Source organism: Aliivibrio sp. S2TY2, from assembly GCF_028765525.1.
Taxonomy (GTDB): Bacteria; Pseudomonadota; Gammaproteobacteria; order Enterobacterales; family Vibrionaceae; genus Aliivibrio; species Aliivibrio finisterrensis_A.
In genome coordinates this window covers 200,655-227,055 of sequence record NZ_JARACS010000001.1, presented here as the reverse complement: position 1 = coordinate 227,055, position 26,401 = coordinate 200,655, and the positions used below count along the sequence as shown (strand labels likewise).

Genomic DNA, 26,401 nt, shown 5'->3' with positions numbered 1-26,401 from the left:
TCAAATAAGCGGTAATTTATTCAATATGTTAGTAGCATAATTTGCCGCTTGAATTACAATTATAATTATCTTTTCGATATGCTATTACAACGAGGACGTTATGCCATCAAGAGTGCCTTTTTATTTTCTTATTTCACTATTAATTGTCGCGGGGCTTACATTAAGTTGGTTACGCCATGACTCATACGGAGTACCTTGGACACCCGGTGAAAGAAGCCAAGTTTGGGATGTAGAAGCCCGAATTCAATTTGATGCAGTCAATAAACCAGTAAAAGTATCTATGGCTGCCCCACAAAACCAAGCCGGCTTTACTATTGTCGATGAGAGTGCATCTTCTCCAGGCTATGGTATTGCTTATTTAACGACAGAGCATGGACGCCGTGCCGAATGGACTATTCGCCAAGCCGACGGGCCACAAACCCTTTATTATAAGACTCAAATTTTAGTTGACCCATTCGCAGAAGCGACCATTGAGCCACCGAAATCAGAGAAACCAGAAGCGGTTACTTTTGAGGGTCCACACGAAGCTGCAGCTATCTCATTATTAGATCAAGCAAGAGCTCGTTCTTCTGATGACATTACACTAACTCGTGAACTAATTAAGCAATTTAATGATCCTGATAATCAAAATGCCTCTTTACTCCTAAATGACTTAACCAAAGTCCAAGCCGTTTCTAAATTATTAAGCTACGAAGCGATTCATAATAAAATCGTAGGCGCTCTTTGGTTAGAAGATGGGCGTCGTCGCCAATCTGTACAACACATGGTTGAAGTATGGAATGGTGAAAAGTGGCAACTGTTCAATCCTGAGACGGGTGAGCAAGGCCAACCTACGAACTTACTGCTTTGGGATGAAACCAATGTCTCTCTATTAGATGTTGTTGGCGGTAAAAACAGCCAAATTAACTTCTCAATGATTGCACAAGAAATCTCACCAACAGCGGCAACCGAGAAAAAAGTAGAAGCAGATAACTTATTAAACTTCTCTATCCATAGCTTACCTCTTGAAGAGCAATCGATGTTTAAAACCATCATGCTTATTCCTATTGGTGCGTTAATGGTTGTTTTCTTACGAGTTATTGTCGGCTTAAAAACCTCTGGTACTTTCATGCCAGTACTTATTGCTGTTGCTTTTGTACAAACTCAACTAGTCACTGGTATTGTCGGTTTCTTACTGATTGTTGGTACTGGTTTGGTTATTCGTAGTTACTTATCTAAACTCAACCTACTTCTGGTAGCAAGGATCTCCGCGGTGATAATCACCGTCATTATGATCATCTCAATCTTCACGATTGTTGCCTTTAAGATTGGTTTAACCGCTGGGTTAAGTATTACTTTCTTCCCTATGATTATTCTATCTTGGACGGTTGAACGTATGTCTATCCTTTGGGAAGAAGAAGGTTGGAAAGAAGTGGCGACACAAGGTGGTGGTTCATTATTAACTGCAATCTTGATTTATATCGCAATGACAAACCCATTTGTACAGCATTTAACGTTTAACTTTATTGGTGTACAGCTAATTATCCTAGCGGTTATCCTAATGCTTGGTAACTACACGGGCTACCGTTTAAGTGAGCTTCGCCGCTTTAAGCCTTTAGCGGAGGACTAACTTATGTTTAGTAGATTTACATCTCCGTCAAAACTAAAAGCCAAAGGGATCATGGGAATGAATCAACGTAACGGCAGCTACATTGGCCGTTACAATGACCGTAGTAAATACCCATTAGTTGATGATAAATTAAAAACTAAGATTATTGCCGAAAAAGCTGGGGCTACGGTACCTAAGCTTATTGGGGTGATAGACAGCCAAGCTGAAGTAAAAAACATTCACGATATCGTTAAAGATTGGCCTGGGTTTGTTATCAAACCAGCCCAAGGCAGTGGCGGTAAAGGTATTTTAGTTATTACTTCTCATAAAGATGGTGTGTATTACAAACCTTCTGGCGCAGAAGCAAATAAACAAGATGTGGAACGTCACATTACCAATACATTGGCAGGTCTTTTCTCCCTTGGTGGAAAAAATGATGTGGCAATGATTGAAAACTTGATCCAATTTGATGATGTGTTTGATGGCTTCAGTTACGAAGGCGTGCCCGATGTACGAATTATTGTATTTAAAGGCTACCCTGTCATGGCTATGATGCGTTTATCAACCACTGACTCCGATGGTAAAGCTAACTTGCACCAAGGTGCGGTTGGTGTAGGGATTGATATTGGTACAGGTAAAGCTGTACGCGCTGTACAGTTTGACTTACCTGTTGAAAAGCACCCTGATACTGGCAAGCTATTAAGTACCTTAGAGGTTCCACATTGGCATAAACTGCTAACTCTTGCATCAAGTGCATGGGAAATGACAGGCTTAGGCTATATGGGAACGGATATGGTTTTAGATAAAGTGTATGGACCAATGGTGCTTGAACTTAATGCTCGTCCAGGTTTAGCGATTCAAATAGCGAATGGTACAGGGCTACTGCCTCGCTTAAAACATATTGAGAGCTTGGAAGAAACTGTCCCTTACCCAACACCAGAAGCACGTGTTGCTTATGCGATGGAGCAATTTGGTATTTATAATAAATAATACCAATCTACATAAGTATTTGATCATTCTTGCTTGTTAAAATCGATTATATCTGCGTTATAAATTTTGTAATTAGATCCACTAGTTACTGTAATTTATGCCTTGCTCTAATCGATTTTTTCTACGCAATTATCTGAACAAAGACTTATCCAGAATGGTATAACAAACTGTCACTCGCTCAATCTAAATAGAAAAAGGGAAGAAAGCATATGCTCTCTTCCCTTTTTTATTCTTTATTCTTTATTCTTTATTCTTTTACTATTAAGGAATTACTTTTCCCAGCGTTGCGCCGCTGATTTATCTGTATCTCTTGATTCAACCCAGCGCACCTCTTTAGTTGTTCGTTCTTTTTTCCAGAACGGTGCATTGGTTTTTAAGTAATCCATAATGAATTCACACGAATCAAACGCAGCACCACGATGGGCACTTGATACACCAACAAAGACGATTTGATCACCAAGTTCTAAGTCCCCTACTCGGTGAATCACTTTCACTTTAAGTAATGGCCAACGTGCTTTGGCTTGTGCAACAATATCGTTAAGAGACTTTTCGGTCATTCCTGGGTAATGCTCTAGAGACAGCCCTGTCACATCATCGCCAAGGTTCATGTCTCGAACTTTACCAATAAAAGTAACCACTGCACCCGCAGCGGTTCCTTCTGCTAATAATTGATATTCATCTCCAACATTAAAATCATGCTCTTGAACTGAAATCATATTAACCACCTGTCACTGGTGGGAAGAAAGCAACCTCATCACCGTCAGCAACTGCTGAATCTAAACTTGAAATCGTTTGATTAATAGCAACCAGTAATTTGCCTTTCTCTAGCGCTAAATCCCATTTGCCTTCTTTTTTACTTAACTCTTCACGGATCTCTTCGGCAGTTGCGTAATCGCCTGTTAACTCAAGTTTGTCAGTACCTACTAACTCTTTTGTTTGTGCGAAAAATAATACTGTAATCATGCGTCTGCCTTAAAATGTCCAGATTTACCGCCCGTCTTTTCTAATAAACGAACCTGACCAATAACCATGTCTTTTTGAACCGCTTTACACATATCATAGATGGTTAATGCCGCAACCGATGCCGCTGTTAATGCTTCCATCTCAACGCCTGTTTTACCCGCTAATTTACATACAGATTCGATACGAACCATGTTTTCTGCTTCAATCGCTTCAAGCTGAACTTCAACTTTAGTTAGCAGTAATGGGTGGCACAGTGGAATAAGATCCCACGTTTTTTTAGCCGCTTGAATACCAGCAATACGAGCTGTCGCAAACACATCACCTTTATGGTGAGAACCAGACACAATTAGGTTCAAGGTTTCTGGAGCCATGTGAACAAATGCTTCTGCACGCGCTTCACGAACCGTTTCTTGTTTAGCTGATACATCAACCATGTTCGCCTCACCAGAGGCATTAATATGAGTAAAATTTGACATAATTCTTCTTTATTATCCGCCAATAGAGGCTAAGTGTGGGGTCATTCCAGCGTGGCCATCATGTAAAAAGTGGCCTTCCGCCTTATTATCTAGCTGAGTTTGAATACGTTGGATCAACTCATTTTGTTGTGTATCTTCTTGCAGTAATCCACGTAAATCGACGCCATAATCACCAAACAAGCACATATGTAATTTGCCTTTTGCTGATACACGTAGTCGGTTACAGCTTTGGCAAAAATCTTTTTCATACGGCATGATCAAACCAATCTCGCCCATATAATCAGGATGAGTAAAGACTTGAGCTGGGCCATCACTTTCACCGCGTGGCTTCAATATCCAATTATTAGCAATTAAATGATTACGAATAGACACACCAGACTGATGATGATTTTTAAATAGATCGTTCATTTCACCCGTTTGCATCAATTCAATAAAACGTAATTGAATTGGGCGAGTTTGAATCCACTTTAAAAATAGAGGTAATTCGGTGCTATTAAGATCTTTAAGTAGAACAGTATTCACTTTTACCTGCTTAAAGCCCACTTCGATTGCCTTATCAATACCAGCCATAACGTCGGCAAATTTATTTTCACCTGTGATCTGATAAAACATATTGGGATTTAAACTATCAACACTAACATTAATATCCGTAAGGCCTGCTTCTCGCCATTCAGCAACATGCTTTTCCATACGGTAACCATTAGTCGTAGTGGCGACTTTGGTTATGCCTGGCTGTGACGCTACGGTACGAATGATTTCAGTAAAATCTTTACGCAGGCTTGGTTCTCCGCCTGTAATACGTACTTTTGACGTACCACAACGGGCAAACGCACTCACCGTACGTTTGATTTCATCAAGCTCAAGGAAGGACTCTCGCTTGCCATTTTCTGGTCGATAACCATCAGGTAAGCAATAAGTACATTTAAAATTACAGACGTCTGTAATCGACAACCGTAAGTAATAAAACTTACGATTAAAATTATCTTCGAATTGTTTCGCCACGGAACACCTTTCCAAACACGGGAGGCTTGTTCATTTCCAAACAAACCCTTGTGACCGAATTGTCACTGGCTCACGCTACATATTGAGTGCTTCTTAAAAACAACTTAGCAGCTTGAGCTCGGAGTTATGGCAACCAAACCTAATCGACAATAGATTACCCCATCGCTAATGATTAAGTTGGCGCTCTTATTAAAATACTCAATATTTCTGTGGTTTTCCAATTTTTTTCATATTTCTTCGAAATTTCTCTATTTTGTTTGATTAATGTTATTTTTATGCGCTTATTCAGTCTTCAAACTGTGATTAATTCAGCATTTACATAATGATTGCTTGTTCTCACTTTCTAGATCCACGACACTGAAAGTAATACTAATTCGAATAAAGTAAATGTTATGAATGAACATCAAATTGTTGCTATCGGAGGCGGACATGGCTTAGGCCGTGTACTTGCTGCATTAAGTGATTTTGGTAAAAATGCTACGGGAATCGTTGCCACCACTGATAATGGTGGCTCAACAGGCCGAATTAGAGAGTGCCAAGGGGGTATTGCATGGGGAGATACCCGTAACTGTATAAATCAGCTAATTACTGACCCATCTATCAGCTCAATGATGTTTGAATACCGCTTTAAAGGACAAGGTGAATTACACGGTCATAATCTTGGAAATTTAATGCTCACCGCATTAGATAACCTTAGCGTTCGCCCTTTAGATGCCATCAATCTTATTCGTGACATGCTAAAAGTAGAAACACAAATAATACCAATGTCTGAACACCCGTCTGATTTAGGCGCATTAACGGCTGATTTACGTAAAATATCTGGTGAAACCAATATTGATGAGATGAGTGAACTTCCTTTACGTCTTTTTTTAGACCCAGAAGTTCCTGCTACATTCGAAGCCATTGAGGCGGTGAAAAAAGCTGATTTAATTTTATTAGGTCCTGGAAGTTTCTTAACCAGTATCATGCCACCACTGCTGTTGACTGGATTAGGCAAAGCTATTGGAGAAAATAATACCGCGAAGGTCGTCTTTATTGACAACTTATCAAAAGAGTTTGGTCCAGCAGGAAAAATGGATCACAAGATGATGCTTGAATGGTGTGAGCGTGCTTGTTTAGGAAGAAAAGTGGACGTCATCTTAACCGATAAAGAACTAGTGGAATTACAACAAGAATACGATTGTAAAACCACAGATTTAGCGTCGCTGAATCATGACTGGCGACACGATAGAGATAAACTAAAACAAGCCATAATCAACTTATTGGATTAATACGCTTGTTTCATTAATAATTCACGATAAGCCAATTCAGTTCCACGCGCAATATTGACAAATTCGGAGATATTGCGCTCGATCCACTCTTTTTGCTCTGTCTTTGCTTTCTCTTCAATATGAATAGCCATCATTGCCAGCTTATCAGCACCAAAGCTACCTGCGCTGCTTTTTAAGCAGTGACTTATCTCTCTTACCTTCTCAATTTCAGGCTGAGTAGTAAGCGTATCAATAAACTCATCTAACTCGTCGCAAAAAATACCAAAAAGAAAAGGAACATTCTCACCTCCAACTTCTTGAACTAATTGATTCACCGCTATTTGATTTATATACTGACTCACAGTAGCGTCCTCTGTTATTTTTTATTCCATGATTGTAATTTTCTATATAACGTTGATGGGCTGACCTCTAAGCATTTAGCTGCCTGCGGTATATTTCCATCACATAGAACAATTGCAGATTCAATGATCTTCTTTTCTGATTGCCACAATGGAACAATGCCATCACGACTATCCCCACTAAGACTATAAAGCGCACTTTCCGTATTATTATGCGCAGCCAGATCACTACTTATGTCTTCTACTGATGCAATATTTGAACCAATCTTAGGCTCAATGGACAATGGTGGTGGAAGCATCGATAGTTCGACTTCTTTACCTCTATTTAATACCACTACGTTTCTAATGACATTTTGTAACTGACGGACATTACCAGGCCAATCATAATGCAAAAACCTTTCAGTGACTTCTGGACTAAAAGTAATAAATTCACGTCCTTCTTCATTTGAAAAATGGCCAAGAATAGAGTGGGCAATCTCTATAATATCATTGCCACGATCACGCAACGGTGGCAAAGTCAGTGGGATAACATGAAGTCGATAATAAAGGTCTTCACGAAACCGCCCTTCTTGAACTTCAAGCCACGGATCTCTATTCGTCGCACAAACAAAACGAACATCTACTCGGCTCATTTTAGAAGAGCCTACTTTTTGAAATGTACCTGTTTGAATAAAACGTAATAGTTTGGTCTGTAAATCCAAATCCATTTCACACAATTCGTCTAAAAAAAGTGTCCCCCCATCGGCCTGTTCTGCTGCCCCTTTTCGATCAACGGAAGCACCAGTAAATGCACCTTTAACATGACCAAACAGCTCACTTTCGATTAAGTCTTTTGGTATTGCCGCGCAGTTTATCGCAATAAAAGGGCCTTCATAGCGCTTACTTGCAGCATGAACGGCCTCTGCACACACTTCTTTACCTGTACCGGATTCACCAGTAATAAAAATAGTCGCTTTACTCGAAGCTGCAGAATCAATCGTTCGGTACACTTTATTCATTTGAGAGCTACTCCCAATAAAACCTTGATATTGTTTATTGGTTTTATTTGGACTCCCTTTTGCTTCATCTTGGTATTTTTGAGCTTGTCGAAGTGCGTTATTTACGGTAACCCTTAATCGGTCGGCCTCACAGGGTTTAATTAAAAAATCCTGAGCGCCCAATTGCATTGCTTCAACTGCAGCATCAATAGAACCATGGGCAGTCATTAAAACCACGGGAATATCTTTACTGTTTTTTCTAATCTCTGTTAATACTTCAAAGCCAGTCATATCAGGCAAACGCAAATCAAGTAAAACTAGATCAGGGGTTCTTTCTTCAATTTTTACAATAGCATCCCCCCCTTTAGCAACAACATCAATATCGAAACCTAAGGGATTAAGGTAAGAGCGATATAAAGCTGCTACTGAAGCGGTATCCTCAACCATTAATAAATATTTCTTTAGCATGAGCCACCATTAAGTAACAAAAAACACAATATTCGCATTATGCAATTTCAAAATGCGAATATCAAATCGCAAAATGCAAAAATTTAGTTATTTTGTTTATTTTTTAGACCTGAGAGTCCACTTTTTGCTGTTAAAAAAGTTGGCACGCTACCTGCTATATGTATAGTGACCCTTTAAGCCAAAGGGTCACCTAGCCAACTGACGTTGTTAGTGAAATTTACTTTCACATGAACAATAAAGCCAACCGGGACATTGCGGTTGGCTTCTTTTTTGCCCAAAATTCCTATTTACAAAACTATCACTAACTATTTGAGATAAATTGTTTTTTTAATACATCTATTTCATCTCTTACTTGTGCGGCCAATTCAAACTCCAGATCTTTTGCGTGTTGATACATCTTAGTTTCTAGTTTTTGCACTTCTTTTTCTAGTTGCTGTGGTGTCATTGACAGGTAATTCGCTCCTTCTTCAGCCACCTCAGATAACTTCATTTTCGGTGCCACCACCTTACGCTTATTCTTAGTCATATCCCCAAGTTCAAGAATATCCGCTACGTCTTTTTTCAGTGCTGTTGGTACAATACCTAACGCCTTGTTATGTAGAATTTGTTTTTCCCGTCTTCTTTCTGTTTCTCCAATGGCTTTTTCCATTGAACCTGTGATTCTATCCGCATATAAAATCGCCTTGCCCTCTAAGTTACGAGCAGCACGGCCAATCGTTTGGATCAACGAACGCTCTGAACGTAAAAAGCCTTCTTTATCTGCATCTAAAATCGCAACAAGAGAGACTTCTGGCATATCTAAGCCTTCACGTAACAAGTTAATACCAACCAGCACATCAAACTTACCTAAACGCAAATCACGAATGATCTCGACTCGCTCGACAGTATCTATATCAGAGTGTAAATATCGTACCTTCACGCCATGCTCATCTAGATACTCAGTTAAATCTTCCGCCATACGCTTAGTCAGAGTAGTCACTAATACTCGCTCACCCACTTTTGTTCGAAGTCGTATTTCGGATAATAAATCATCTACCTGTGTTGCTACTGGGCGAACTTCAATGAGTGGATCAAGAAGTCCTGTTGGGCGAACTACTTGTTCCGCAATTTCACCGCCAGATTTTTCAATTTCATAATTGCCCGGCGTTGCTGATACATAGATTGTTTGTGGTGCCAATGCTTCAAACTCATCAAAACGCATAGGTCGATTGTCTAATGCAGAAGGAAGCCTGAACCCGTACTCGACTAAGTTTTCTTTTCGCGAGCGGTCGCCTTTATACATGGCTCCAATTTGCGAAACCGTAATATGCGATTCATCGATAATTAATAATCCATCATCTGGAAGATAATCAAATAAGGTCGGAGGTGCTTCTCCTTCTGGACGGCCGCTTAAATAACGTGAATAGTTTTCAATACCAGAGCAGAAACCCAACTCGTTCATCATTTCAATATCAAACTGAGTTCGCTGCGTAATACGCTGCTCTTCTACTAATTTATTATTCGCTAATAATTCTTTTTGACGCGCAGCAAGATCTATCTTTATTTGTTCTATGGCCTCTAATACTTTTTCTCTTGGTGTTACATAATGCGTTTTAGGATAGATAGTACAACGAGGCATATCTTTAGTAATGATAGAACCGGTTAATGGATCAAACTTACTAATACGCTCGACTTCATCATCAAATAATTCAATGCGAATAGCTTCATGTTCAGATTCGGCAGGAAAAACATCAAGAACTTCACCACGAACACGAAAAGTACCGCGCTCAAAGGCCATGTCGTTACGTTTATATTGCAGTTCAGCCAAACGACGTAGGATGTCTCTCTGGTTAACGACATCGCCACGTCGTAAATGAAGCATCATGCTTAAATACGCTTGAGGATCACCAAGACCATAAATAGCGGAAACCGAAGCGATAATAATGGCATCTTTACGCTCTAAAAGAGCTTTAGTTGCAGAAAGACGCATTTGCTCAATATGCTCATTTACTGAAGAATCTTTTTCAATAAAGGTATCTGTTGTTGGTACATAAGCTTCTGGCTGATAATAATCAAAATAAGAGACAAAGTACTCCACCGCATTATTTGGAAAAAATGCCTTCATTTCACCATACAGTTGAGCGGCTAATGTTTTATTATGAGCCATAATTACTGTTGGTCGCCCTGATTGAGCAATCACATTTGCTAACGTAAATGTTTTACCAGAACCTGTCACCCCTAATAAGGTTTGATGGGCTAAACCATTCTCTAATCCTTCACTTAAGGTTTTAATGGCTTCAGGCTGATCTCCTGCAGGCTGATAATTGGAAATTAATTCATACGCATTAGCCATGATGAGCACTCCAGATTGACTCGATGATATTAAGAAGAGCATACCCTACCAAATCCATCTACGGATTTATATAAACTCTTTAATGAGAAAAGTTTTCCCCAATACCGATTAAAATATAGACAGAACACCACCAAAAACCACCTTGCGTTTAAATATTAATCAATTTGTATAATCAAAAAACAACCCTATTTTAAGTTATTGATTTAATGAATACAAAGCAAGTTATCTAATAGAGACTACTCCTTGAGAAGCCCGATATATCTGGCTTTTCTAGAGTTAATATAGTTTCATTAACACACTTACCCACAGTTTTAGTGGATAACTACCCACAAGCATTGATAAATATAGTCTCGCGTTGATGTCAATAAATTTTTATGGAAAATAATCTTTCTGTCGATAAAATGATCAAATGATTTTTTCTCTTCTATCGCTATTGACAGTTTATTTTTGAGTAGCTAATATCACTGCCGTACAACGATTCCCTTTTAGTTCAGTTGGTAGAACGCCGGACTGTTAATCCGTATGTCGCTGGTTCAAGTCCAGCAAAGGGAGCCAAATTCTAAAGCCTTGTCTAAATGACGAGGCTTTTTTTTGTCTATTTTTCACCTAAAATTTAAAAACCTATTCTTTCTAAGGTTGTTATCACGCGCTTAAAGGCCGATAATAACCAGATCATCTATTATCATAAAAATCATTGGCATGACTGAGTATCTGTTACTACTTGTTGGTACTGTTTTAGTGAACAACTTTGTACTGGTTAAGTTTTTAGGTCTTTGTCCATTTATGGGCGTATCTAAAAAACTGGAAAGTGCAATTGGAATGGGGCTTGCGACAACTTTTGTCCTAACGCTCGCTTCAGTATGTTCGTATCTTGTTGAAACCTACATTTTAGCGCCTCTTGGCATCGAATATTTGCGAACCATGAGTTTCATACTTGTGATCGCCGTTGTTGTTCAATTCACCGAAATGGTCGTGCATAAAACCAGTCCTACTTTATATCGTGTTCTTGGTATTTTTCTTCCGTTAATCACGACTAACTGTGCCGTTCTTGGTGTTGCATTACTTAATGTCACTGAAAATCATAATTTCATTGAGTCTATTATTTATGGTTTTGGTGCAGCCGTTGGTTTTTCATTAGTACTCATTCTCTTTTCTGCTATGCGTGAACGAATTGCAGCAGCCGATGTGCCCCTTCCTTTTAAAGGCGCTTCTATTGCTATGATCACTGCAGGCTTAATGTCTTTGGCCTTTATGGGCTTTACTGGTTTAGTGAAATTATAAACATGAGTTCAATTCTTATTGCTGTTATTGCTATTGCCGCACTCGCCTTAGTATTTGGTTTAATACTAGGCTTTGCGTCAATCAAATTTAAAGTTGAATCCGATCCAATTGTTGAACAGATTGATGCCATTCTTCCCCAAACCCAATGTGGTCAATGTGGTTACCCTGGCTGTAAGCCTTATGCTGAAGCCATTGCTAATGGAGACATCATCAATAAATGTCCTCCCGGCGGTCAAGCAACGATCGAAAAGCTTGCCGATCTCATGGGAGTTGATGTTCCAACCTCAGACGATGATGTTGTGAATGTAAAAAAAATAGCCTTCATTCATGAAGACATGTGCATTGGTTGTACTAAGTGTATTCAAGCCTGCCCAGTTGACGCCATCGTGGGAGGAACAAAAGCATTACACACCGTTATTGAAGCCGAATGTACCGGCTGTGATTTGTGTGTTGCTCCATGTCCAACCGACTGTATTGAAATGATACCTGTCAGCACAACGCCTGATAACTGGAAATGGGACTTACAAAGTATCCCTGTTGTTAATCTTCCGGCAGATAAGCCTTCTCAAGCATCGGAGCAGTAACCCATGTTGTCCATTATCGAGAAAATTAAACAGGGTCAACTTTGGGATTTTCATGGTGGTATCCATCCCGCTGAAAATAAAGTTATCTCTACACGTAACGCCATTCAGCAAGCAGGACTCCCTTCTGAGTTAGTCTTGCCACTAAAGCAACATATTGGTGGTAAAGGTGACATTCTTGTTACTGTTGGTCAAAGCGTATTAAAAGGCCAACCGCTCACACAAGGTAATATTGCTATGTGTGTGCCCATTCATGCCCCAACCTCTGGTAAAATTGTCGCGATAGAACCACGAACAGTCGCGCATCCATCAGGCTTAACCGATCTTTGTATTGTTATAGAAACCGATGGCAATGATCAATGGCTTGATAATCGTGAACCAATTACTGATTTTTTAAATGAAGATCCTATCGATCTTATTGAGCGTATTCGTCAATCAGGTATTTCAGGTATGGGAGGCGCAGGCTTCCCTACTAGCCGTAAATTACAGAGTGGTGTCGGCAAAGCTGATATTTTAATCATCAATGCTGCGGAATGTGAGCCATACATCACGGCCGATGATCGTTTAATGCAAGATTATGCGAGTGAAATCGTTACTGGTATTAAAATCTTACAGCACATCTTAACGCCTAAATTAGTCATTATTGCTATTGAGGACAATAAGCCTGATGCAATAAAAGCACTCAATGCTGAAGTGTCAGAACACGATAATATTCTCATTCGTGTTATTCCGACAAAGTACCCATCAGGCAGTTCACGTCAACTGGTTAAGATTCTAACTGGTAAAGAAGTTCCCGCTAACGGACGCTCAACTGATATTGGCGTTATTATGCAAAACGTGGGCACTATTTTTGCGGTTAAACGTGCTATTTGTAATGCAGAGCCTCTGATTGAGCGTGTTGTTACTCTTACTGGTAATAGCATTGATAACCCTGGTAATTATTGGGTTCGCTTAGGAACCAATGTTCAGTATCTAATGGATATTGTCGGTTATAAAGCAGATAAAAAGCACCCTCGTATTATTATGGGGGGCTCACTGATGGGCTTTACTCTGCCTCATCAACAGATCCCAATCACTAAAATCACCAACTGCATTATTACCCCAGATAGAAAAGAGCTCCCTCTTTATAATCATGAAATGGCCTGTATTCGATGCAGTAGCTGTGCTGATGCTTGTCCTTCTTCATTACTGCCTCAACAGCTGTACTGGTATGCCAAATCAGAAGAGTTTGATAAATGTGAAGAATATAATTTATCTGATTGTATTGAGTGTGGTGCCTGTGCGTATGTCTGTCCAAGTGAAATTCCATTAGTACAATATTATCGCCAAGCAAAGTCTGAAATATACGCTCGCAAGCAAGATGCATTGTCAGCAGATCGTGCAAAAGTTCGATTTGAAGAAAAAAATGCTCGAATGGAGCGTGATAAATTAGAGCGTGAAAACAAATTTAAGCTTGCTGCAGAAAATCGTCGTAAAGAAATGAAAGCAGAAAAGCCTGATAGTTCAGGAAGCGATGCTATCGCAGCGGCTATCGCAAGAGTAAAAGCGCAAAAAGCCGCTGCAGAGTCAGGTGTTGCAGCACCAAAACCAGCAGTTGCAGCTGCCATTGCTCGTGCTAAAGCCAAACAAGCAGAAGCCGCAAAAGCTAATTCTGACGAGCCAGATAACTCTGAGATGATGAAATTACGTGAAGAACGTAAACAGCAAGCGCGAGAAAGAAAAGCCAAACTTGCTACTGAAAATCAAGAATCACAAGACGCTCCAGAGACTTCAGGTAAAAAAGATGCCGTTGCAGCTGCCATTGCTCGCGCTAAAGCTCGCAAAGCGGCACAAACAGAAGAAACAACAGAAACATCGACTGAACCGAATATTGAAATTCAAGAACCTGAAGAAAAAGTAGACCCGAAAAAAGCGGCTGTCGCCGCTGCCATTGCTCGTGCTAAAGCTCGCAAAGCGACACAAGCAGAGGAAACAACTGAAGCATCTACCGAAGCAGATATTGAAACTCAAGGATCTGAAGAAAAAGTAGACCCGAAAAAGGCGGCTGTCGCTGCTGCCATTGCTCGTGCTAAAGCCCGCAAAGTGGCGCAAGCAGAGGAAACAACAGAAGCATCTACCGAAGCAGATATTGAAATTCAGGAACCAGAAGAAAAAGTAGACCCGAAAAAAGCGGCTGTCGCTGCTGCCATTGCTCGTGCTAAAGCTCGCAAAGCGACACAAGCAGAGGAAACAACAGAAGCATCTACTGAAGCAGACAGTGAAATTCAAGAACCTGAAGAAAAAGTAGACCCGAAAAAAGCAGCCGTCGCTGCTGCTATTGCACGCGCTAAAGCTCGCAAAGCAGCACAAGAAAATAACAATAAGGAAGAGTAAAAGTGGCCTTTTTTATCACTAGCTCACCACATGCCCACAGTAAAAAGAGCACAAGAACCATCATGAGAATGGTGGCGTTAGCAACAATTCCTGGATTACTTGCTCAAACCTACTTTTTTGGTTGGGGCACCTTCTTACAGGTATTTATTGCGATTATCACAGCAATTTCGGCAGAAGCTTTCATCTTAAAGTGTCGAAAGCGCCCACTAAAACCGTACCTTAGTGATAATAGTGCACTACTAACAGGTCTATTACTGGCACTTGCCATTCCACCACTGGCACCTTGGTGGGTAACTGTTATTGGTGTTGTTTTTGCTATTGTTATTGCTAAGCACCTATATGGTGGGTTAGGACAAAACCTATTTAATCCAGCAATGGCTGCCTATGTTGTTTTGTTGATCTCTTTCCCTGTACAAATGACAACTTGGCTACCCGTCAAAGAATTGCTCACAGAGACGATTAGCTTTTCAGATTCAGTATGGCTGATCCTGAGTGGGTTAAGTCAAGATGGTTTTTCTGTCCATCAATTAACAATGAATGTCGATGGTATGACAATGGCTACCCCATTAGATACTTTAAAAACGGGATTAAAATCAGGACTGACGACTTCTGAAGTTTTATCTTCACCTATCTTCAATGGTTTTGCTGGATTAGGGTGGTTGTGGGTTAATATAGGCTTCTTATTGGGTGGCCTTTTCCTTCTACAACAACGGGTCATTCATTGGCACATTCCTGTCAGCTTTTTAGCTAGCCTCTTTGTGATCAGTAGTTTATTTGCTCTATTTTCACCAGATACAGCAACATCGCCACTGTTTAACCTGTTTTCTGGTGCCACTATATTTGGGGCTTTCTTTATTGCAACCGATCCCGTATCGGCAGCAACAACACCAAAAGGCCGCTTATATTATGGTGCACTTATTGGGGCATTAGTTTATATCATCCGTACTTGGGGCGGTTTCCCTGATGGCGTGGCTTTCGCTGTCCTCTTAACCAACATGTGTGTTCCTTTGATTGATTACTACACCAAACCAAGAACATACGGCCATAAAAAAGGATAAGACAATGCTTAATACTATGAAAAAAAGCAGCCTTGTTCTGGCGCTTTTTGCAATTGCTTCTACAGCATTAGTAACCATTACTTTTGCACTAACAAAAGATCAAATTGCCTATCAACAGCAACAACAACTGCTGTCTACACTTAATCAAGTAGTACCAAAGGCACAACATGACAACGAGCTTTATAGAGCCTGTATTTTAGTTAAAAATCCAGAAGCTTTAGGTACTGAACAACCAATGCCTATTTATTTAGCGTCACTAAATGGTAAGCACTCAGGTGCAGCTATAGAAGCTATTGCACCAGATGGTTATAGCGGTGCAATTAAGATTATTGTTGGTGTCGACTCTGATGCGATGGTAACAGGGGTTCGTGTACTGTCCCATCAAGAAACACCGGGCTTAGGCGATAAAATAGATATTCGTATCACTCGATGGGTTGATGCGTTTTTAGGAAAAACTGTTGATAATTTTCAAGATAAAAGCTGGGCTGTTCAAAAAGATGGGGGCCAATTTGATCAATTTACAGGGGCAACCATCACACCTCGCGCAGTTGTAAAAGCAGTTAAAAAAGCGGTATGGTTCTATAAAACACATCAAGATGAGTTGCAGACTCTTCCTCTAAATTGTGAGGCTAACTAATGGCAATTAACAAAGAACTAATCAAAAATGGTTTATGGGATAACAACCCTGCCCTAGTTCAGCTGCTGGGACTTTGTCCTTTACTTGCGGTTTCGGCAACGGTAACCAATGCGCTAGGATTAGGTATTGCTACCACCTTAGTTCTTATTGGATCTAACTTAATTGTTTCATTAGTTCGCCAATGGATCCCACAAGAAGTCCGTATCCCTGTTTTTGTGATGATTATTGCCTCACTAGTAACCTGTGTTCAATTATTAATGAATGCATATGCTTATGGTCTATATCTATCACTAGGCATCTTTATTCCTCTTATCGTAACTAACTGTATTATCATCGGTCGTGCAGAAGCTTTCGCCTCTAAAAATGATCCTGTACCTGCAGCTCTTGATGGGTTATGGATGGGGTTAGGTATGACAGCAGTGCTTATCCTATTAGGTGCAATGCGTGAAGTACTTGGTAACGGCACGCTATTTGATGGTGCGGATCTATTATTGGGTGATTGGGCGACAGTATTACGTATTGAACTATTTCATGTCGATAGCCATTTCCTATTAGCCATGCTTCCACCAGGCGCTTTCTTAGGTGTCGGTTTTCTTATTGCGATAAAGAATGTTATCGATAAAAAATTAGCGGATCGTCAACCAAAACAAGAAAAAGAAAAAATTGAACGCGCACGAGTATCATAAATAAGGACATTGAGCGGTATGAATAATGTAAAACGCCGAGAAATATTAGAACGCTTACAAGCCGATAACCCACATCCTCAAACTGAGCTTGAATGGTCTACGCCGTTTGAATTATTGATCGCTGTTTTGCTATCAGCACAAGCTACCGATGTCAGCGTAAACAAAGCGACGCGTAAATTATACCCTGTTGCAAATACGCCTCAAGCAATCTTAGACTTAGGCGTTGACGGATTAAAAACTTACATTAAAACCATTGGTTTATTTAATACCAAAGCCGTTAATGTTATCAAGACTTGCCAGATGTTGATTGATCTTCATGACAGTGAGATCCCAGAAGATCAAGACGCGCTAGAAGCTCTACCTGGTGTTGGGCACAAAACGGCAAATGTCGTTCTAAATACAGCCTTTGGTTGGCCAACCATTGCGGTAGATACCCATATTTATCGTGTCTCTAACCGTACAAAGCTAGCAATGGGAAAAACCGTTAACGACGTAGAAAAGAAATTACTCAAAGTGGTACCTAAAGAGTTCAAACTTGATGTACACCACTGGCTTATTCTGCACGGTCGTTATACCTGTATTGCACGTAAACCTCGCTGTGGCAGTTGCATGATAGAAGATCTCTGTGAGTTCAAAGAAAAAACAGATATTTAAATACTACCTACCTATCAATTATTTAGGTTGGAATAAAAGCAAAAAACTGGAGCAAAACAATGGCTAATGGACGCATTTTACACACGATGATCCGTGTGGGTAATTTAGATAAATCAATCGAGTTTTACACCAAAGTAATGGGTATGGATCTTCTTCGTCAAAACACGAATGAAGAGTACAAATATACGTTAGCTTTTCTTGGCTACGGTGATGAATCTCAAGGTGCAGTGATCGAATTAACGTATAACTGGGGCACTGAAGAATACGATATGGGTACGGCTTTTGGTCATATTGCCATTGGTGTTGATGATGTATACCAAACCTGTGATGCAATCAAAGCGGCTGGTGGTAACGTCACTCGTGAGGCTGGCCCTGTAAAAGGTGGTTCAACACACATTGCGTTTGTTAAAGACCCTGATGGCTACATGATTGAACTTATCCAGAATAAAAGTGCTTCAGCTGGTTTAGAAGGATAACTCCTTACTTTAATTAAGATACTAAATACTCTATTGAATAAAACCTGCGATCTAAGCAGGTTTTTTTATACCTCACACTTTTAATGATAACAATTCTCAATTAGAGTGTTTGCATAATAATTGAAAGAACGCCAATTGAGGGAATATCATGATAGAACTATGGGAAAAACACACTATATTAGCTGAACAGTCTTTTAAGAATAAAGACTTCTGGCGTACCATTCTTCATTATCAACAGGCCTTTGCCATTTCAGAGGAGCTCACAAAGCGCAATGAAGTGAGTCTCGTTGATCAAGTAACCATCACGGTTATCTCTTGTCATAATTTAGCTCAATTCTGGCGAAGCCAAAATGACAATAATTTTGAGCTAAAGTATTTAGAAATTGCTGCAGAAAAAATTCTCACTCTTGTACCACAATGCCCCAAAAATGATTGTGAATCTTTCGTTTCTAACTTAGGTTGCTGTAAAAGTGCCCTTTTAGAATTTATGAAACGTCACCCTAATCCAGAAATTGCAAAACATATTCAACACATTGATACCACAGTTCAATGTGAGTTAATTGCGAGTTTTAAACTGCAATAAAAAAGGTGCCTATTGTAATAGACACCTTAAATGAGTTACTCGATAAAATTACACCGATTAAATTATTGTTCGACCTAAAGAAATAACAACTCGACGGTTTTTATTCTTACCGATTGGTGTTGCATTGTCAGCAATAGGACGACGCTCACCATAAGATTGAACACGAATGCGATCAGTAGGTAAACCAATCGATTCAAAATAGTTTTGTAGCTTTAATGCGCGTCGCTCAGACACTTGTTGGTTAACATTTTTTCCACCACTAGAATCAGTGTAAGTCGCCACTAATACTAAATCGACATCTTTAGTATATTTAATAAAATCTGCTATTTGAGATAAACGTTTTTTTGATGCTTTATTTAATTCATCACTGTTTTTATCAAAGTGTAGAATAGTAAATGAAATATCTTCAAAACTATAAGGCAATAAATTAGCAATACACATGCTAAAAACGTTGTATGTGTTTTGAAATACAACTGGAGAAAGTGCAACCTCAATCAACTGCTTAGGACTCTGCCAATCGGCATAAGTAAAGGTAGGAAAACGTCCATTCTCTAATTCAGCCAACATTGACCATGCAGTCGTACCGCCAACATAACCATCAAATTGTTTGAAAAATTTCAAATTTGTCATTGAATCGGCGCTTTCGCCAGGAGTCCAACGCGGTGGCATAGAGACCAAATTAACTGAGCGAGTCTCTCCCATTGGACGGTTCATTTTTAGTTCAAAATCCAGATTCATCTTTTTATTAGCGTACGATGAAAATTCTGCATTTCCGTAATTTGGAATATTGTGAGATAAACGGCATTCTAATGGCGAATTCTCTAGCATTACCCATTTTGATTGCTCAGGCTTAGCAACATAGTTCTTATTGGCTAATGCAGATGTTGCAGTCAATGAGCTTACTAGCAGGGCTAAAGTAAAAAGTGTTTTTTTCATAATACCTAAATCTATTGGAGTCATGCCGTTGACGATAAGCTTAATTAAAGCAAAATTTAGACCAATAATACTCATTTTTGCTCTGTATTTTATTTATCATCACTTATCTTCAATAAATATATCCTCATCACACCTTATTTACAGTTTTTATGCTAACGATAATCTGCAATAATAGCGGCAACATTTTCTTACGTACCGAATGATGACTGAAGTAGAGCAACATAATTTATTAAAAAACCGATTTCGTGGTTATTTCCCTGTCGTTATTGATGTTGAGACCGCTGGCTTCAATTCAAAAACTGATGCTTTACTTGAGATTTGTGCTGTCACCCTTGCAATGGATGAAGAAGGTTACTTAAAACCAGCCAGTACAATTCATTATCATGTTTCACCATTTGAAGGCGCTAATCTTGAGAAAGAAGCACTAGAATTTAATGGTATCCGAGACCCATTCAGTCCATTACGTGGCGCGGTTACAGAAGATATCGCTTTAAAAGAAATCTACAAACAAATCCGAAAAGAGCAAAAACAGCATGATTGTCGCCGAGCAATTATGGTCGCTCATAATGCTAATTTTGATCACAGCTTTGTGATGGAAGCTTCTGAACGAGCAAAATTAAAACGTATTCCTTTTCATCCTTTCTGCACATTTGATACAGCGGCGATCAGCGGATTAGCACTAGGGCAAACCGTATTAGCTAAAGCATGTAAAGCTGCAAATATTGATTTTGATGGAAAAGAAGCCCATTCAGCACTTTACGATACAGAAAAGACCGCTGAATTATTCTGTCATATCGTAAATAAATGGAAAGATCTTGGTGGATGGCCACTATTGCCTGAAACCGAAGAAGAAAATACTAATAATAATTAATTGGCTATCTGCTAGTACCAATCAGAAAGTAGACATACATTTTATGCTTATTTATCTATTGGTATAACTACACAACATTTACAGGGAAACTAAACAAAATGAATCCAATCATTCTTTCTGTTTCAGTAATGCTTATTCTCGCTTTGCTTAGAGTTAACGTTGTCGTTGCCTTAACGTTCAGTGCATTAATCGGTGGATTAGTGGGTGGTTTATCATTATCTGAGACTATTTCAGCATTTGAAGGTGGTTTAGGTGGCGGTGCAACAATTGCATTAAGCTACGCTATGCTTGGTGCGTTTGCTGTTGCTATTTCAAAATCTGGCGTGACTGATTTATTAGCTCACAGTGTTATAAAACGTATTAACGCAAAAGATAATCTTCATGCTGCTACTGGCGTGAAATACCTTTTACTTTGCTTAATATTATTAATTACGATTTCATCGCAAAACGTTGTGCCTGTGCATATTGCGTTTATCCCAATCTTAATCCCGCCACTGATCCAAGTATTTAATAAACTAAAGCTTGATCGACGTTTAATTGCTTGTGTACTAACCTTTGGTTTAGTTACACCATACATGATCCTGCCTGTTGGTTTTGGTGGCATCTTTTTAAACAATATTTTATTAAAAAACCTGCATGACAATAATCTCGATGTTGTTGCTAGCCAAGTTCCTTTAGCAATGGCTCTGCCTGCTTTAGGTATGGTAACTGGGCTTCTAATTGCTGTATTTATCTCTTACCGTAAGCCTCGAACTTATGCTGATGTTGATAATACAACAATGAAGGCAACCAATGCGGCACCTACGTTTAATAAGCGACATATCCAAATATCAATTGTCGCTATTATTGCTGCGTTATCCGTTCAATTAGCAACTGGTTCAATGATTGTTGGGGCACTTGCCGGATTTATGGTGTTTACGTTTGGCGGTGTTATCGCTTGGAAAGAAACTCAAGATGTCTTTACTCGCGGTGTTCACATGATGGCTATGATTGGCTTCATTATGATCTCAGCTGCAGGTTTTGCTGCGGTAATGAAAGCAACAGGTGGCGTTGAAATCCTAGTAGAATCATTATCAACTTCAATCGGTGACAATAAACCATTAGCGGCATTATTAATGCTGATTGTTGGCTTATTAGTAACCATGGGGATTGGTTCATCGTTCTCAACTATTCCGATCATTGCAACCATCTATGTACCTCTTGCCGTAGCATTTGGTTTTTCGCCAATGGCAACCATTGCATTGGTTGGTACTGCTGCTGCTCTAGGTGATGCTGGCTCCCCTGCATCAGATTCTACATTAGGTCCAACGTCAGGGCTAAATGCAGATGGCCAACATGAGCACGTATGGGAAACCGTAGTACCTACATTCTTACACTACAACCTGCCATTAATCGTATTTGGTTGGATTGCAGCAATGGTGCTTTAATTGATTAATACTGCCTAGTAGTTATATTATTGTTGCAGAATTAATGTTAATCGATATAAAACGACAGTTAACCCTGTCGTTTTTTGCATTAATATCAAATATTTTTACTCAGCTATTCGTTCTTTTTTCTATATTTAAGTAAGACTGTTGCTATACTCTTGCACTGTCTAGTTACGACCTGTCTATTTTCTATGAAACTAATTAAGCTCTCTTCTTTTCTCATCATTGACGACAGTACTGTTATCCAAAATGCAATCCGTGCATTACTCAGTCGTATTGGTGTCCCGACGAATAACATTGCTTGCTGCCCAACAGCAGGTGCAGCTGTAGGTAACTGTAAACAAAAAAAATTCGATGTCCTTTTTGTTGATCATAACCTTGGCCATGGCAGTACTGGTCTTCAAATGTTAGAGCAATTACGTCTACTACGATTGATTACCGACAATACTCTGGTCTATGTCGTAACTGGTAATGAAGATCCACAAATTGAATTAGCATATACCGATTATGTCCCTGAAAAGTATATCCAAAAGCCAATTCGCCCAGAAGAAATTATCAAGGTTATTAACCATGATTTAGTAAAACGTCAATTCGCGATGGGGATGATTGCCGCTTATACAAAAGATGGGCTCGCTGGTGTTAAACCTCTTATATTCAAAGCACCAAATAAAATCATTCTTAAAGACTCAATGCTTAAACTGACATCTCGCCTCATCAAAGTGAACCGACTGTCAGAAGCGTTGAGCGTGAATAAAGCTTTACTATCAATAATTAAAGAGTCGATTGAAGCTGAAATCCAACAAGCAGAAATCTATATCGCACAAAATGATTTTGATAACGCTAACCAGTTAGTCGATTCATTATTACCAAAAAATGAAACCAGTAGCTTACGTTTGCTTGATTTAAAAGCTCAAATAGCGTTTAACCGAGATAACTTATCTATTGCTGCTCGTTACTGGAAAAAAGGATTTGAACTTGCACCCTACTCGTATTTAAGATTCAGTCACCTCATTTGGTCTCTTCTTGCAAAAGGAGAACGATACGATGCATTCGACTTACTCACTAAATACGCTTATTTATTGCCAAATTCTGCATTTGACTCTGCAGGAAAAAGAGCAATGGCCGCATGGGGTGATCTTTTTCTTGCATCAGAAGAAACGTTACAAGACTGGTCACCTGAAAGTTCATGGCAACGAGTCAGTGCAAAATTAAAAGGGCGCTTACGTGGCATACCTTGCATTGCTGCGCAACGAGCATTATCCGCTTTATGGCAATTAAAAATGAACCGATACGGTGAAGCAAACCGCTTAATCTCTGATATTCAACTTTCAGATATTACCGATTACGAAACCGCTTATATTGTTTACTTAGTTTATTGCGAAATGCGTTTAGATGACGAAAAAGAAATCATTGAAGAAAAGTGGCTACGTAAACTGAAGGAAGGGAAATCCCCCTTAGCTAAGTTACAAGCTCTTGCTTTTGAAAAGGCAAAAATATAAAAAAAACCACGTAGCAATACGTGGTTTTTTTATATCAATCTAACGAATTAGATGATCTATATTCTAGTATTATTCCGCAGCAGGAGCATTACGCTCTGCAGCTTCTTTAACTAATGGCTGAAGTTCACCTTTTTGGAACATTTCCAAAATGATGTCACAACCGCCAATTAATTCACCTTCAATCCATAACTGTGGGAAAGTAGGCCATTGTGCATATGCTGGCAACTCAGCACGAATGTCTGGATTTTGTAAAATATCTACATAAGCAAATTTCTCGCCGCAGTTCATTAGTGCTTGAGAAGCTTGAGATGAAAAACCACAGCTTGGAAGCTTAGGTGAGCCTTTCATGTATAGAATGATGTGATTTTCAGCAATTTGTTGTTTGATCTTATCGATAGTTTCCATTGTATCCTCTAATGGGTCGACACTAAGTTGTATTCATTCTACTTCTTATGCACTCAGAAAAAAATACCTAATATTTGTGGTGGTATTATTTATTGAAAATTATCCACTTTTTCTTTTAATAAAATCAAAACTTGCTAGAATCAGAGCGAAGTCAGAATAAATTCTACACTCAGTTGAGTGTATATTTTTTGGAATATTAGTGAGGCGTAGACCTCTTACAACATGGAGACATGAGCAATGTCATTTGAATTACCAGCTCTACCGTTCGCAAAAGACGCATTAGAACCACATATCTCTGCTGAGACTTTAGATTACCACCACGGTAAGCACCACAACACTTATGTTGTTAAGCTTAATGGCCTTATCCCAGGTACTGAATTTGAAGGCAAAACACTAGAAGAGATCGTTAAGACTTCTACTGGTGGTGTTTTCAATAACGCAGCACAAATCTGGAACCACACGTTCTACTGGAACTGCCTAGCTCCAAACGCTGGTGGTCAACCAACAGGCGCTGTAGCTGCTGCTATCAATGCTGCATTTGGTTCTTTTGAAGAATTCAAAGCACAATTCACAGATTCTGCGATCAACAACTTTGGTTCTTCTTGGACTTGGCTTGTTAAGAACGCTGACGGCTCTCTAGCTATCGTTAATACATCAAATGCAGGTACTCCACTAACAGAAGAAGGCGTTACACCGCTTCTAACTGTTGATCTATGGGAACACGCTTACTACATCGATTTCCGTAACGTTCGTCCTGATTACATGGGTGCGTTCTGGGCTCTAGTAAACTGGTCTTTCGTAGAAGAAAACCTAGCAAAATAATTCATTTGAAGTTGCCGTATCATTTCGGCTAACTTTCAACCAAAAAGGTCGGTATTTATACTGACCTTTTTTTTATCCTTCATTATTAACGGTAACTCTTTGCCACTTAACGCTATTAATTAAAAAAACGGCAATTTTTTTCCTAAAAAGACTAAAGTTTTTGAATTCTTTTCCGATAAGTATTTATCATCAAGAGGAATTGATTCATGAAAGTACATACTTTAGATAAAGCAGAGTTAATCAGTGAAATTCAATACGGTTCAAACCTAAACCATGCTATGGAAGCAGGTCGCCGTGCAGATTTCGCCTTAATGATGTCTTTACTGTCTAATGACTTACGTGAAAATACACCTGTTGAAAAAATAGATGAGAAAAAAGTTACAGAAGATCTGCTTCGTCAACGCTTTCAATTAGCTGACGCTCAGATTTTACGTAGTAATGAAGAAAGCTACTCTCGCGCCGCTTCACAAGCAAACCAATTTCATAATGGTGGTTTAGCAAGTGCAAAACTATTACATGGACTAGCCCCTGATGCTATGGCTTATATGCCACAAGATACCCACGACCTACCAGAAGACGTGTATCACAACCTATCTGGTCATCAACGTCGCCAACTAGAATCAGGTAATGAAATCTTCAATGCTATCCCTCAAGATCTTTATAATGAGTTGGTAACTGCTAAGCGTCATTCAGAAATGAATTTATACGTTTAATCTGCCACTCTCTGTTCTTGTTCAGACATCATTATTTATTATCTCCAGCAAGGCATTATTCACATGATTTATGTGAGTTAGTGCATAAATTAGATAATTGAATACAATTTAATCACCATTTCTAGCCAAGCTCACAGCAGATGTAATATTTCTATCCCATTATTAAAGCACTTTTATTTAACAACAATGTGAAATGCTTTGAGGGAGGAATGCTATGCAAATTGAACATTCTACTATTCTGATCACATCTGCTGGTAATTTTATGGGCCGAGCTATTGCATGTCATTTTTCCTCACTTGGTGCGTCCCTTATTATTGCCGATTCAGATCACTATCAGTTACACGAAACACATAGACTCTGTGATCAATTAAACCCAAATGTTATTAGTTACGAATTAAAAGACCAATCAACGCAAAGTATTCATGATTTATTCCATTCCATTGATGAAACATTTACCAATGGAATCGATGTATTGATCAACAACTATACTGATATTGCCCTACCAAGCTTGTTTTCACATCAACAACATGATGCTCCTTCTCAGCTAATTGAATTAACTGAAAGCTTATTTTCTTATGGCCAATATGCCGCGAACCATATGAGAGACCATAATAAAGAAGGCGTGATCATTAATTTAGGGTATCAGAAATTTTCACCACAAGTTCAGCAACTCGGTCATTCAGCTTCATTGCTCTCAGGTCTAACAAAGAGTTGGGCTAAAGAATTAAATCCTTTTAATATTAGAGTTGGTGGAGTCACTCCTTGTCTTTCTAGCTTACTATCAGACTCTAACGTAAATTTAATCAATCAAGAGTTGATAAAAAACACTGAATACATATTAGAGAATGACTATTTCAATGGCCGTATTATTGAGGCCACTGCGTAATACTAATCAAACACAACCTATTGATATCTAATTCCTTTCATTTGGCTTATACCAATCACAGTAAGTAAAATATCCTAGGCATAAAAAAACCACCTTAAGTAAGGTGGT

At 39.2% G+C, this 26,401-nt stretch carries 27 protein-coding genes, 1 tRNA gene and 1 riboswitch; of the genes, 19 read left to right on the top strand and 9 right to left on the bottom strand.

From position 1 onward, the window contains the following. Window positions 1-100: 100 nt before the first annotated feature. Complete coding sequence (locus PVK63_RS01000) at window positions 101-1,609, top strand: inactive transglutaminase family protein (protein WP_130086678.1); 1,509 nt, start codon at window positions 101-103, stop codon at window positions 1,607-1,609. Window positions 1,610-1,612: 3 nt separating this feature from the next. Further along, complete coding sequence (locus tag PVK63_RS00995) at window positions 1,613-2,578, top strand: alpha-L-glutamate ligase-like protein (RefSeq protein ID WP_130043233.1); 966 nt, start codon at window positions 1,613-1,615, stop codon at window positions 2,576-2,578. 269 nt (window positions 2,579-2,847) lie between these two features. Here the strand turns inward: PVK63_RS00995 and moaE are convergent, their stop codons facing one another. The 4 genes from moaE to moaA all read right to left on the bottom strand — a co-directional run bounded on the left by moaE (window position 2,848) and on the right by moaA (window position 5,019). Next, complete coding sequence (gene moaE, locus PVK63_RS00990) at window positions 2,848-3,294, bottom strand: molybdopterin synthase catalytic subunit MoaE (protein ID WP_045101690.1); 447 nt, start codon at window positions 3,292-3,294, stop codon at window positions 2,848-2,850. Window position 3,295: 1 nt separating this feature from the next. After that, window positions 3,296-3,541 carry a molybdopterin synthase sulfur carrier subunit gene (gene moaD / locus PVK63_RS00985; RefSeq protein ID WP_130043232.1) on the bottom strand — a complete coding sequence of 82 codons (246 nt, stop codon included), beginning with the start codon at window positions 3,539-3,541 and terminating at the stop codon, window positions 3,296-3,298. Continuing rightward, window positions 3,538-4,017, bottom strand: coding sequence for a cyclic pyranopterin monophosphate synthase MoaC (gene moaC, locus PVK63_RS00980; protein WP_045101688.1), 480 nt, complete (start codon window positions 4,015-4,017; stop codon window positions 3,538-3,540). The genes moaD and moaC overlap by 4 nt, the downstream gene beginning before the upstream one ends. A 12-nt stretch (window positions 4,018-4,029) precedes the next feature. Continuing rightward, complete coding sequence (moaA, locus tag PVK63_RS00975) at window positions 4,030-5,019, bottom strand: GTP 3',8-cyclase MoaA (RefSeq protein ID WP_130086677.1); 990 nt, start codon at window positions 5,017-5,019, stop codon at window positions 4,030-4,032. Further along, a riboswitch (molybdenum cofactor riboswitch) is annotated at window positions 5,008-5,155 on the bottom strand. (Overlaps the previous gene by 12 nt.) A 256-nt stretch (window positions 5,156-5,411) precedes the next feature. Between moaA and yvcK the strand changes: the two genes are divergently transcribed. Further along, a complete protein-coding gene (gene yvcK, locus PVK63_RS00970) occupies window positions 5,412-6,290 on the top strand; it encodes a uridine diphosphate-N-acetylglucosamine-binding protein YvcK (protein ID WP_130048426.1) in 879 nt (292 codons plus the stop codon). On the opposite strand, the gene PVK63_RS00965 is transcribed toward yvcK, so the two are convergent. The 3 genes from PVK63_RS00965 to uvrB all read right to left on the bottom strand — a co-directional run bounded on the left by PVK63_RS00965 (window position 6,287) and on the right by uvrB (window position 10,405). Next, on the bottom strand, window positions 6,287-6,631 hold the full coding sequence (locus PVK63_RS00965) for an Hpt domain-containing protein (protein WP_130048425.1): 345 nt from the start codon (window positions 6,629-6,631) through the stop codon (window positions 6,287-6,289). The genes yvcK and PVK63_RS00965 overlap by 4 nt on opposite strands. A 14-nt stretch (window positions 6,632-6,645) precedes the next feature. Further along, window positions 6,646-8,073, bottom strand: coding sequence for a quorum-sensing sigma-54 dependent transcriptional regulator LuxO (luxO, locus tag PVK63_RS00960; protein ID WP_130086676.1), 1,428 nt, complete (start codon window positions 8,071-8,073; stop codon window positions 6,646-6,648). 301 nt (window positions 8,074-8,374) lie between these two features. After that, window positions 8,375-10,405 (bottom strand): excinuclease ABC subunit UvrB, encoded by a 2,031-nt coding sequence (gene uvrB / locus PVK63_RS00955; protein ID WP_130048423.1) that lies wholly within the window; start codon window positions 10,403-10,405, stop codon window positions 8,375-8,377. A 479-nt stretch (window positions 10,406-10,884) separates the two neighbouring features. Here uvrB and PVK63_RS00950 point away from each other — a divergent pair. From PVK63_RS00950 to PVK63_RS00905, 10 genes are all read left to right on the top strand, one after another. Continuing rightward, window positions 10,885-10,960, top strand: a tRNA-Asn gene (locus PVK63_RS00950). A 144-nt stretch (window positions 10,961-11,104) separates the two neighbouring features. Continuing rightward, window positions 11,105-11,686, top strand: coding sequence for an electron transport complex subunit RsxA (rsxA, locus tag PVK63_RS00945; RefSeq protein WP_065591551.1), 582 nt, complete (start codon window positions 11,105-11,107; stop codon window positions 11,684-11,686). A 2-nt stretch (window positions 11,687-11,688) separates the two neighbouring features. After that, on the top strand, window positions 11,689-12,270 hold the full coding sequence (gene rsxB / locus PVK63_RS00940; protein WP_130048422.1) for an electron transport complex subunit RsxB: 582 nt from the start codon (window positions 11,689-11,691) through the stop codon (window positions 12,268-12,270). A 3-nt stretch (window positions 12,271-12,273) separates the two neighbouring features. Next, complete coding sequence (gene rsxC / locus PVK63_RS00935) at window positions 12,274-14,640, top strand: electron transport complex subunit RsxC (RefSeq protein ID WP_130086675.1); 2,367 nt, start codon at window positions 12,274-12,276, stop codon at window positions 14,638-14,640. A 2-nt stretch (window positions 14,641-14,642) separates the two neighbouring features. Next, on the top strand, window positions 14,643-15,698 hold the full coding sequence (gene rsxD / locus PVK63_RS00930; RefSeq protein ID WP_130086674.1) for an electron transport complex subunit RsxD: 1,056 nt from the start codon (window positions 14,643-14,645) through the stop codon (window positions 15,696-15,698). Between the two features lie 4 nt (window positions 15,699-15,702). After that, window positions 15,703-16,335 (top strand): electron transport complex subunit RsxG, encoded by a 633-nt coding sequence (gene rsxG / locus PVK63_RS00925; RefSeq protein ID WP_130086673.1) that lies wholly within the window; start codon window positions 15,703-15,705, stop codon window positions 16,333-16,335. Beyond that, window positions 16,335-17,021, top strand: a complete 687-nt coding sequence (locus tag PVK63_RS00920; protein WP_130086672.1) for an electron transport complex subunit E — start codon at window positions 16,335-16,337, stop codon at window positions 17,019-17,021. The genes rsxG and PVK63_RS00920 overlap by 1 nt, the downstream gene beginning before the upstream one ends. Before the next feature lie 18 nt (window positions 17,022-17,039). Continuing rightward, on the top strand, window positions 17,040-17,675 hold the full coding sequence (nth, locus tag PVK63_RS00915) for an endonuclease III (RefSeq protein ID WP_130043221.1): 636 nt from the start codon (window positions 17,040-17,042) through the stop codon (window positions 17,673-17,675). Between the two features lie 59 nt (window positions 17,676-17,734). Then, window positions 17,735-18,151 (top strand): lactoylglutathione lyase, encoded by a 417-nt coding sequence (gene gloA, locus PVK63_RS00910; RefSeq protein ID WP_130048417.1) that lies wholly within the window; start codon window positions 17,735-17,737, stop codon window positions 18,149-18,151. A gap of 145 nt (window positions 18,152-18,296) precedes the next feature. Continuing rightward, the gene (locus PVK63_RS00905) at window positions 18,297-18,734 is read left to right on the top strand and encodes a DUF2753 domain-containing protein (protein WP_207215663.1); all 438 of its coding nucleotides are present in this window, start codon (window positions 18,297-18,299) and stop codon (window positions 18,732-18,734) included. Between the two features lie 57 nt (window positions 18,735-18,791). Here PVK63_RS00905 and motY read toward each other — a convergent pair whose 3' ends face one another. Then, window positions 18,792-19,670, bottom strand: a complete 879-nt coding sequence (gene motY, locus PVK63_RS00900; RefSeq protein WP_130043443.1) for a flagellar protein MotY — start codon at window positions 19,668-19,670, stop codon at window positions 18,792-18,794. A 202-nt stretch (window positions 19,671-19,872) separates the two neighbouring features. Between motY and rnt the strand changes: the two genes are divergently transcribed. From rnt to PVK63_RS00885, 3 genes are all read left to right on the top strand, one after another. Next, window positions 19,873-20,541, top strand: coding sequence for a ribonuclease T (rnt, locus tag PVK63_RS00895; RefSeq protein WP_165371174.1), 669 nt, complete (start codon window positions 19,873-19,875; stop codon window positions 20,539-20,541). A gap of 98 nt (window positions 20,542-20,639) precedes the next feature. After that, complete coding sequence (locus PVK63_RS00890) at window positions 20,640-21,968, top strand: Na+/H+ antiporter family protein (protein WP_130048414.1); 1,329 nt, start codon at window positions 20,640-20,642, stop codon at window positions 21,966-21,968. Window positions 21,969-22,159: 191 nt separating this feature from the next. Beyond that, on the top strand, window positions 22,160-23,467 hold the full coding sequence (locus PVK63_RS00885) for a response regulator (protein WP_130048413.1): 1,308 nt from the start codon (window positions 22,160-22,162) through the stop codon (window positions 23,465-23,467). Window positions 23,468-23,536: 69 nt separating this feature from the next. Here PVK63_RS00885 and grxD read toward each other — a convergent pair whose 3' ends face one another. Next, window positions 23,537-23,872: a Grx4 family monothiol glutaredoxin gene (gene grxD, locus PVK63_RS00880; RefSeq protein WP_130043215.1), complete on the bottom strand. Its 336-nt coding sequence runs from the start codon at window positions 23,870-23,872 to the stop codon at window positions 23,537-23,539. A 237-nt stretch (window positions 23,873-24,109) separates the two neighbouring features. On the opposite strand from grxD, the gene sodB reads away from it, so the two are divergent. The 3 genes from sodB (at window position 24,110) to PVK63_RS00865 (ending at window position 26,293) form a co-directional block, all read left to right on the top strand. After that, window positions 24,110-24,694, top strand: coding sequence for a superoxide dismutase [Fe] (gene sodB / locus PVK63_RS00875; RefSeq protein ID WP_274439754.1), 585 nt, complete (start codon window positions 24,110-24,112; stop codon window positions 24,692-24,694). Between the two features lie 206 nt (window positions 24,695-24,900). Next, a complete protein-coding gene (locus PVK63_RS00870) occupies window positions 24,901-25,407 on the top strand; it encodes a VC2046/SO_2500 family protein (RefSeq protein WP_130048412.1) in 507 nt (168 codons plus the stop codon). Between the two features lie 214 nt (window positions 25,408-25,621). Then, on the top strand, window positions 25,622-26,293 hold the full coding sequence (locus tag PVK63_RS00865; RefSeq protein ID WP_274439753.1) for an SDR family oxidoreductase: 672 nt from the start codon (window positions 25,622-25,624) through the stop codon (window positions 26,291-26,293). The last annotated feature ends 108 nt before the right edge of the window (window positions 26,294-26,401 follow it).

Coding starts and splice junctions, on each gene's coding strand:
- PVK63_RS00995 (WP_130043233.1), top strand. CDS start 1,613: ATGTTTAGTAGATTTACATCTCCGTCAAAACTAAAAGCCAAAGGGATC.
- PVK63_RS00885 (WP_130048413.1), top strand. CDS start 22,160: ATGAAACTAATTAAGCTCTCTTCTTTTCTCATCATTGACGACAGTACT.
- rsxG (WP_130086673.1), top strand. CDS start 15,703: ATGCTTAATACTATGAAAAAAAGCAGCCTTGTTCTGGCGCTTTTTGCA.
- gloA (WP_130048417.1), top strand. CDS start 17,735: ATGGCTAATGGACGCATTTTACACACGATGATCCGTGTGGGTAATTTA.
- sodB (WP_274439754.1), top strand. CDS start 24,110: ATGTCATTTGAATTACCAGCTCTACCGTTCGCAAAAGACGCATTAGAA.
- moaE (WP_045101690.1), bottom strand. CDS start 3,294: ATGATTTCAGTTCAAGAGCATGATTTTAATGTTGGAGATGAATATCAA.
- PVK63_RS00870 (WP_130048412.1), top strand. CDS start 24,901: ATGAAAGTACATACTTTAGATAAAGCAGAGTTAATCAGTGAAATTCAA.
- yvcK (WP_130048426.1), top strand. CDS start 5,412: ATGAATGAACATCAAATTGTTGCTATCGGAGGCGGACATGGCTTAGGC.
- rsxB (WP_130048422.1), top strand. CDS start 11,689: ATGAGTTCAATTCTTATTGCTGTTATTGCTATTGCCGCACTCGCCTTA.
- motY (WP_130043443.1), bottom strand. CDS start 19,670: ATGAAAAAAACACTTTTTACTTTAGCCCTGCTAGTAAGCTCATTGACT.
- grxD (WP_130043215.1), bottom strand. CDS start 23,872: ATGGAAACTATCGATAAGATCAAACAACAAATTGCTGAAAATCACATC.
- PVK63_RS01000 (WP_130086678.1), top strand. CDS start 101: ATGCCATCAAGAGTGCCTTTTTATTTTCTTATTTCACTATTAATTGTC.
- nth (WP_130043221.1), top strand. CDS start 17,040: ATGAATAATGTAAAACGCCGAGAAATATTAGAACGCTTACAAGCCGAT.
- uvrB (WP_130048423.1), bottom strand. CDS start 10,405: ATGGCTAATGCGTATGAATTAATTTCCAATTATCAGCCTGCAGGAGAT.
- PVK63_RS00890 (WP_130048414.1), top strand. CDS start 20,640: ATGAATCCAATCATTCTTTCTGTTTCAGTAATGCTTATTCTCGCTTTG.
- moaC (WP_045101688.1), bottom strand. CDS start 4,017: ATGTCAAATTTTACTCATATTAATGCCTCTGGTGAGGCGAACATGGTT.
- rsxC (WP_130086675.1), top strand. CDS start 12,274: ATGTTGTCCATTATCGAGAAAATTAAACAGGGTCAACTTTGGGATTTT.
- rsxA (WP_065591551.1), top strand. CDS start 11,105: ATGACTGAGTATCTGTTACTACTTGTTGGTACTGTTTTAGTGAACAAC.
- moaD (WP_130043232.1), bottom strand. CDS start 3,541: ATGATTACAGTATTATTTTTCGCACAAACAAAAGAGTTAGTAGGTACT.
- rnt (WP_165371174.1), top strand. CDS start 19,873: ATGACTGAAGTAGAGCAACATAATTTATTAAAAAACCGATTTCGTGGT.
- PVK63_RS00920 (WP_130086672.1), top strand. CDS start 16,335: ATGGCAATTAACAAAGAACTAATCAAAAATGGTTTATGGGATAACAAC.
- PVK63_RS00865 (WP_274439753.1), top strand. CDS start 25,622: ATGCAAATTGAACATTCTACTATTCTGATCACATCTGCTGGTAATTTT.
- luxO (WP_130086676.1), bottom strand. CDS start 8,073: ATGCTAAAGAAATATTTATTAATGGTTGAGGATACCGCTTCAGTAGCA.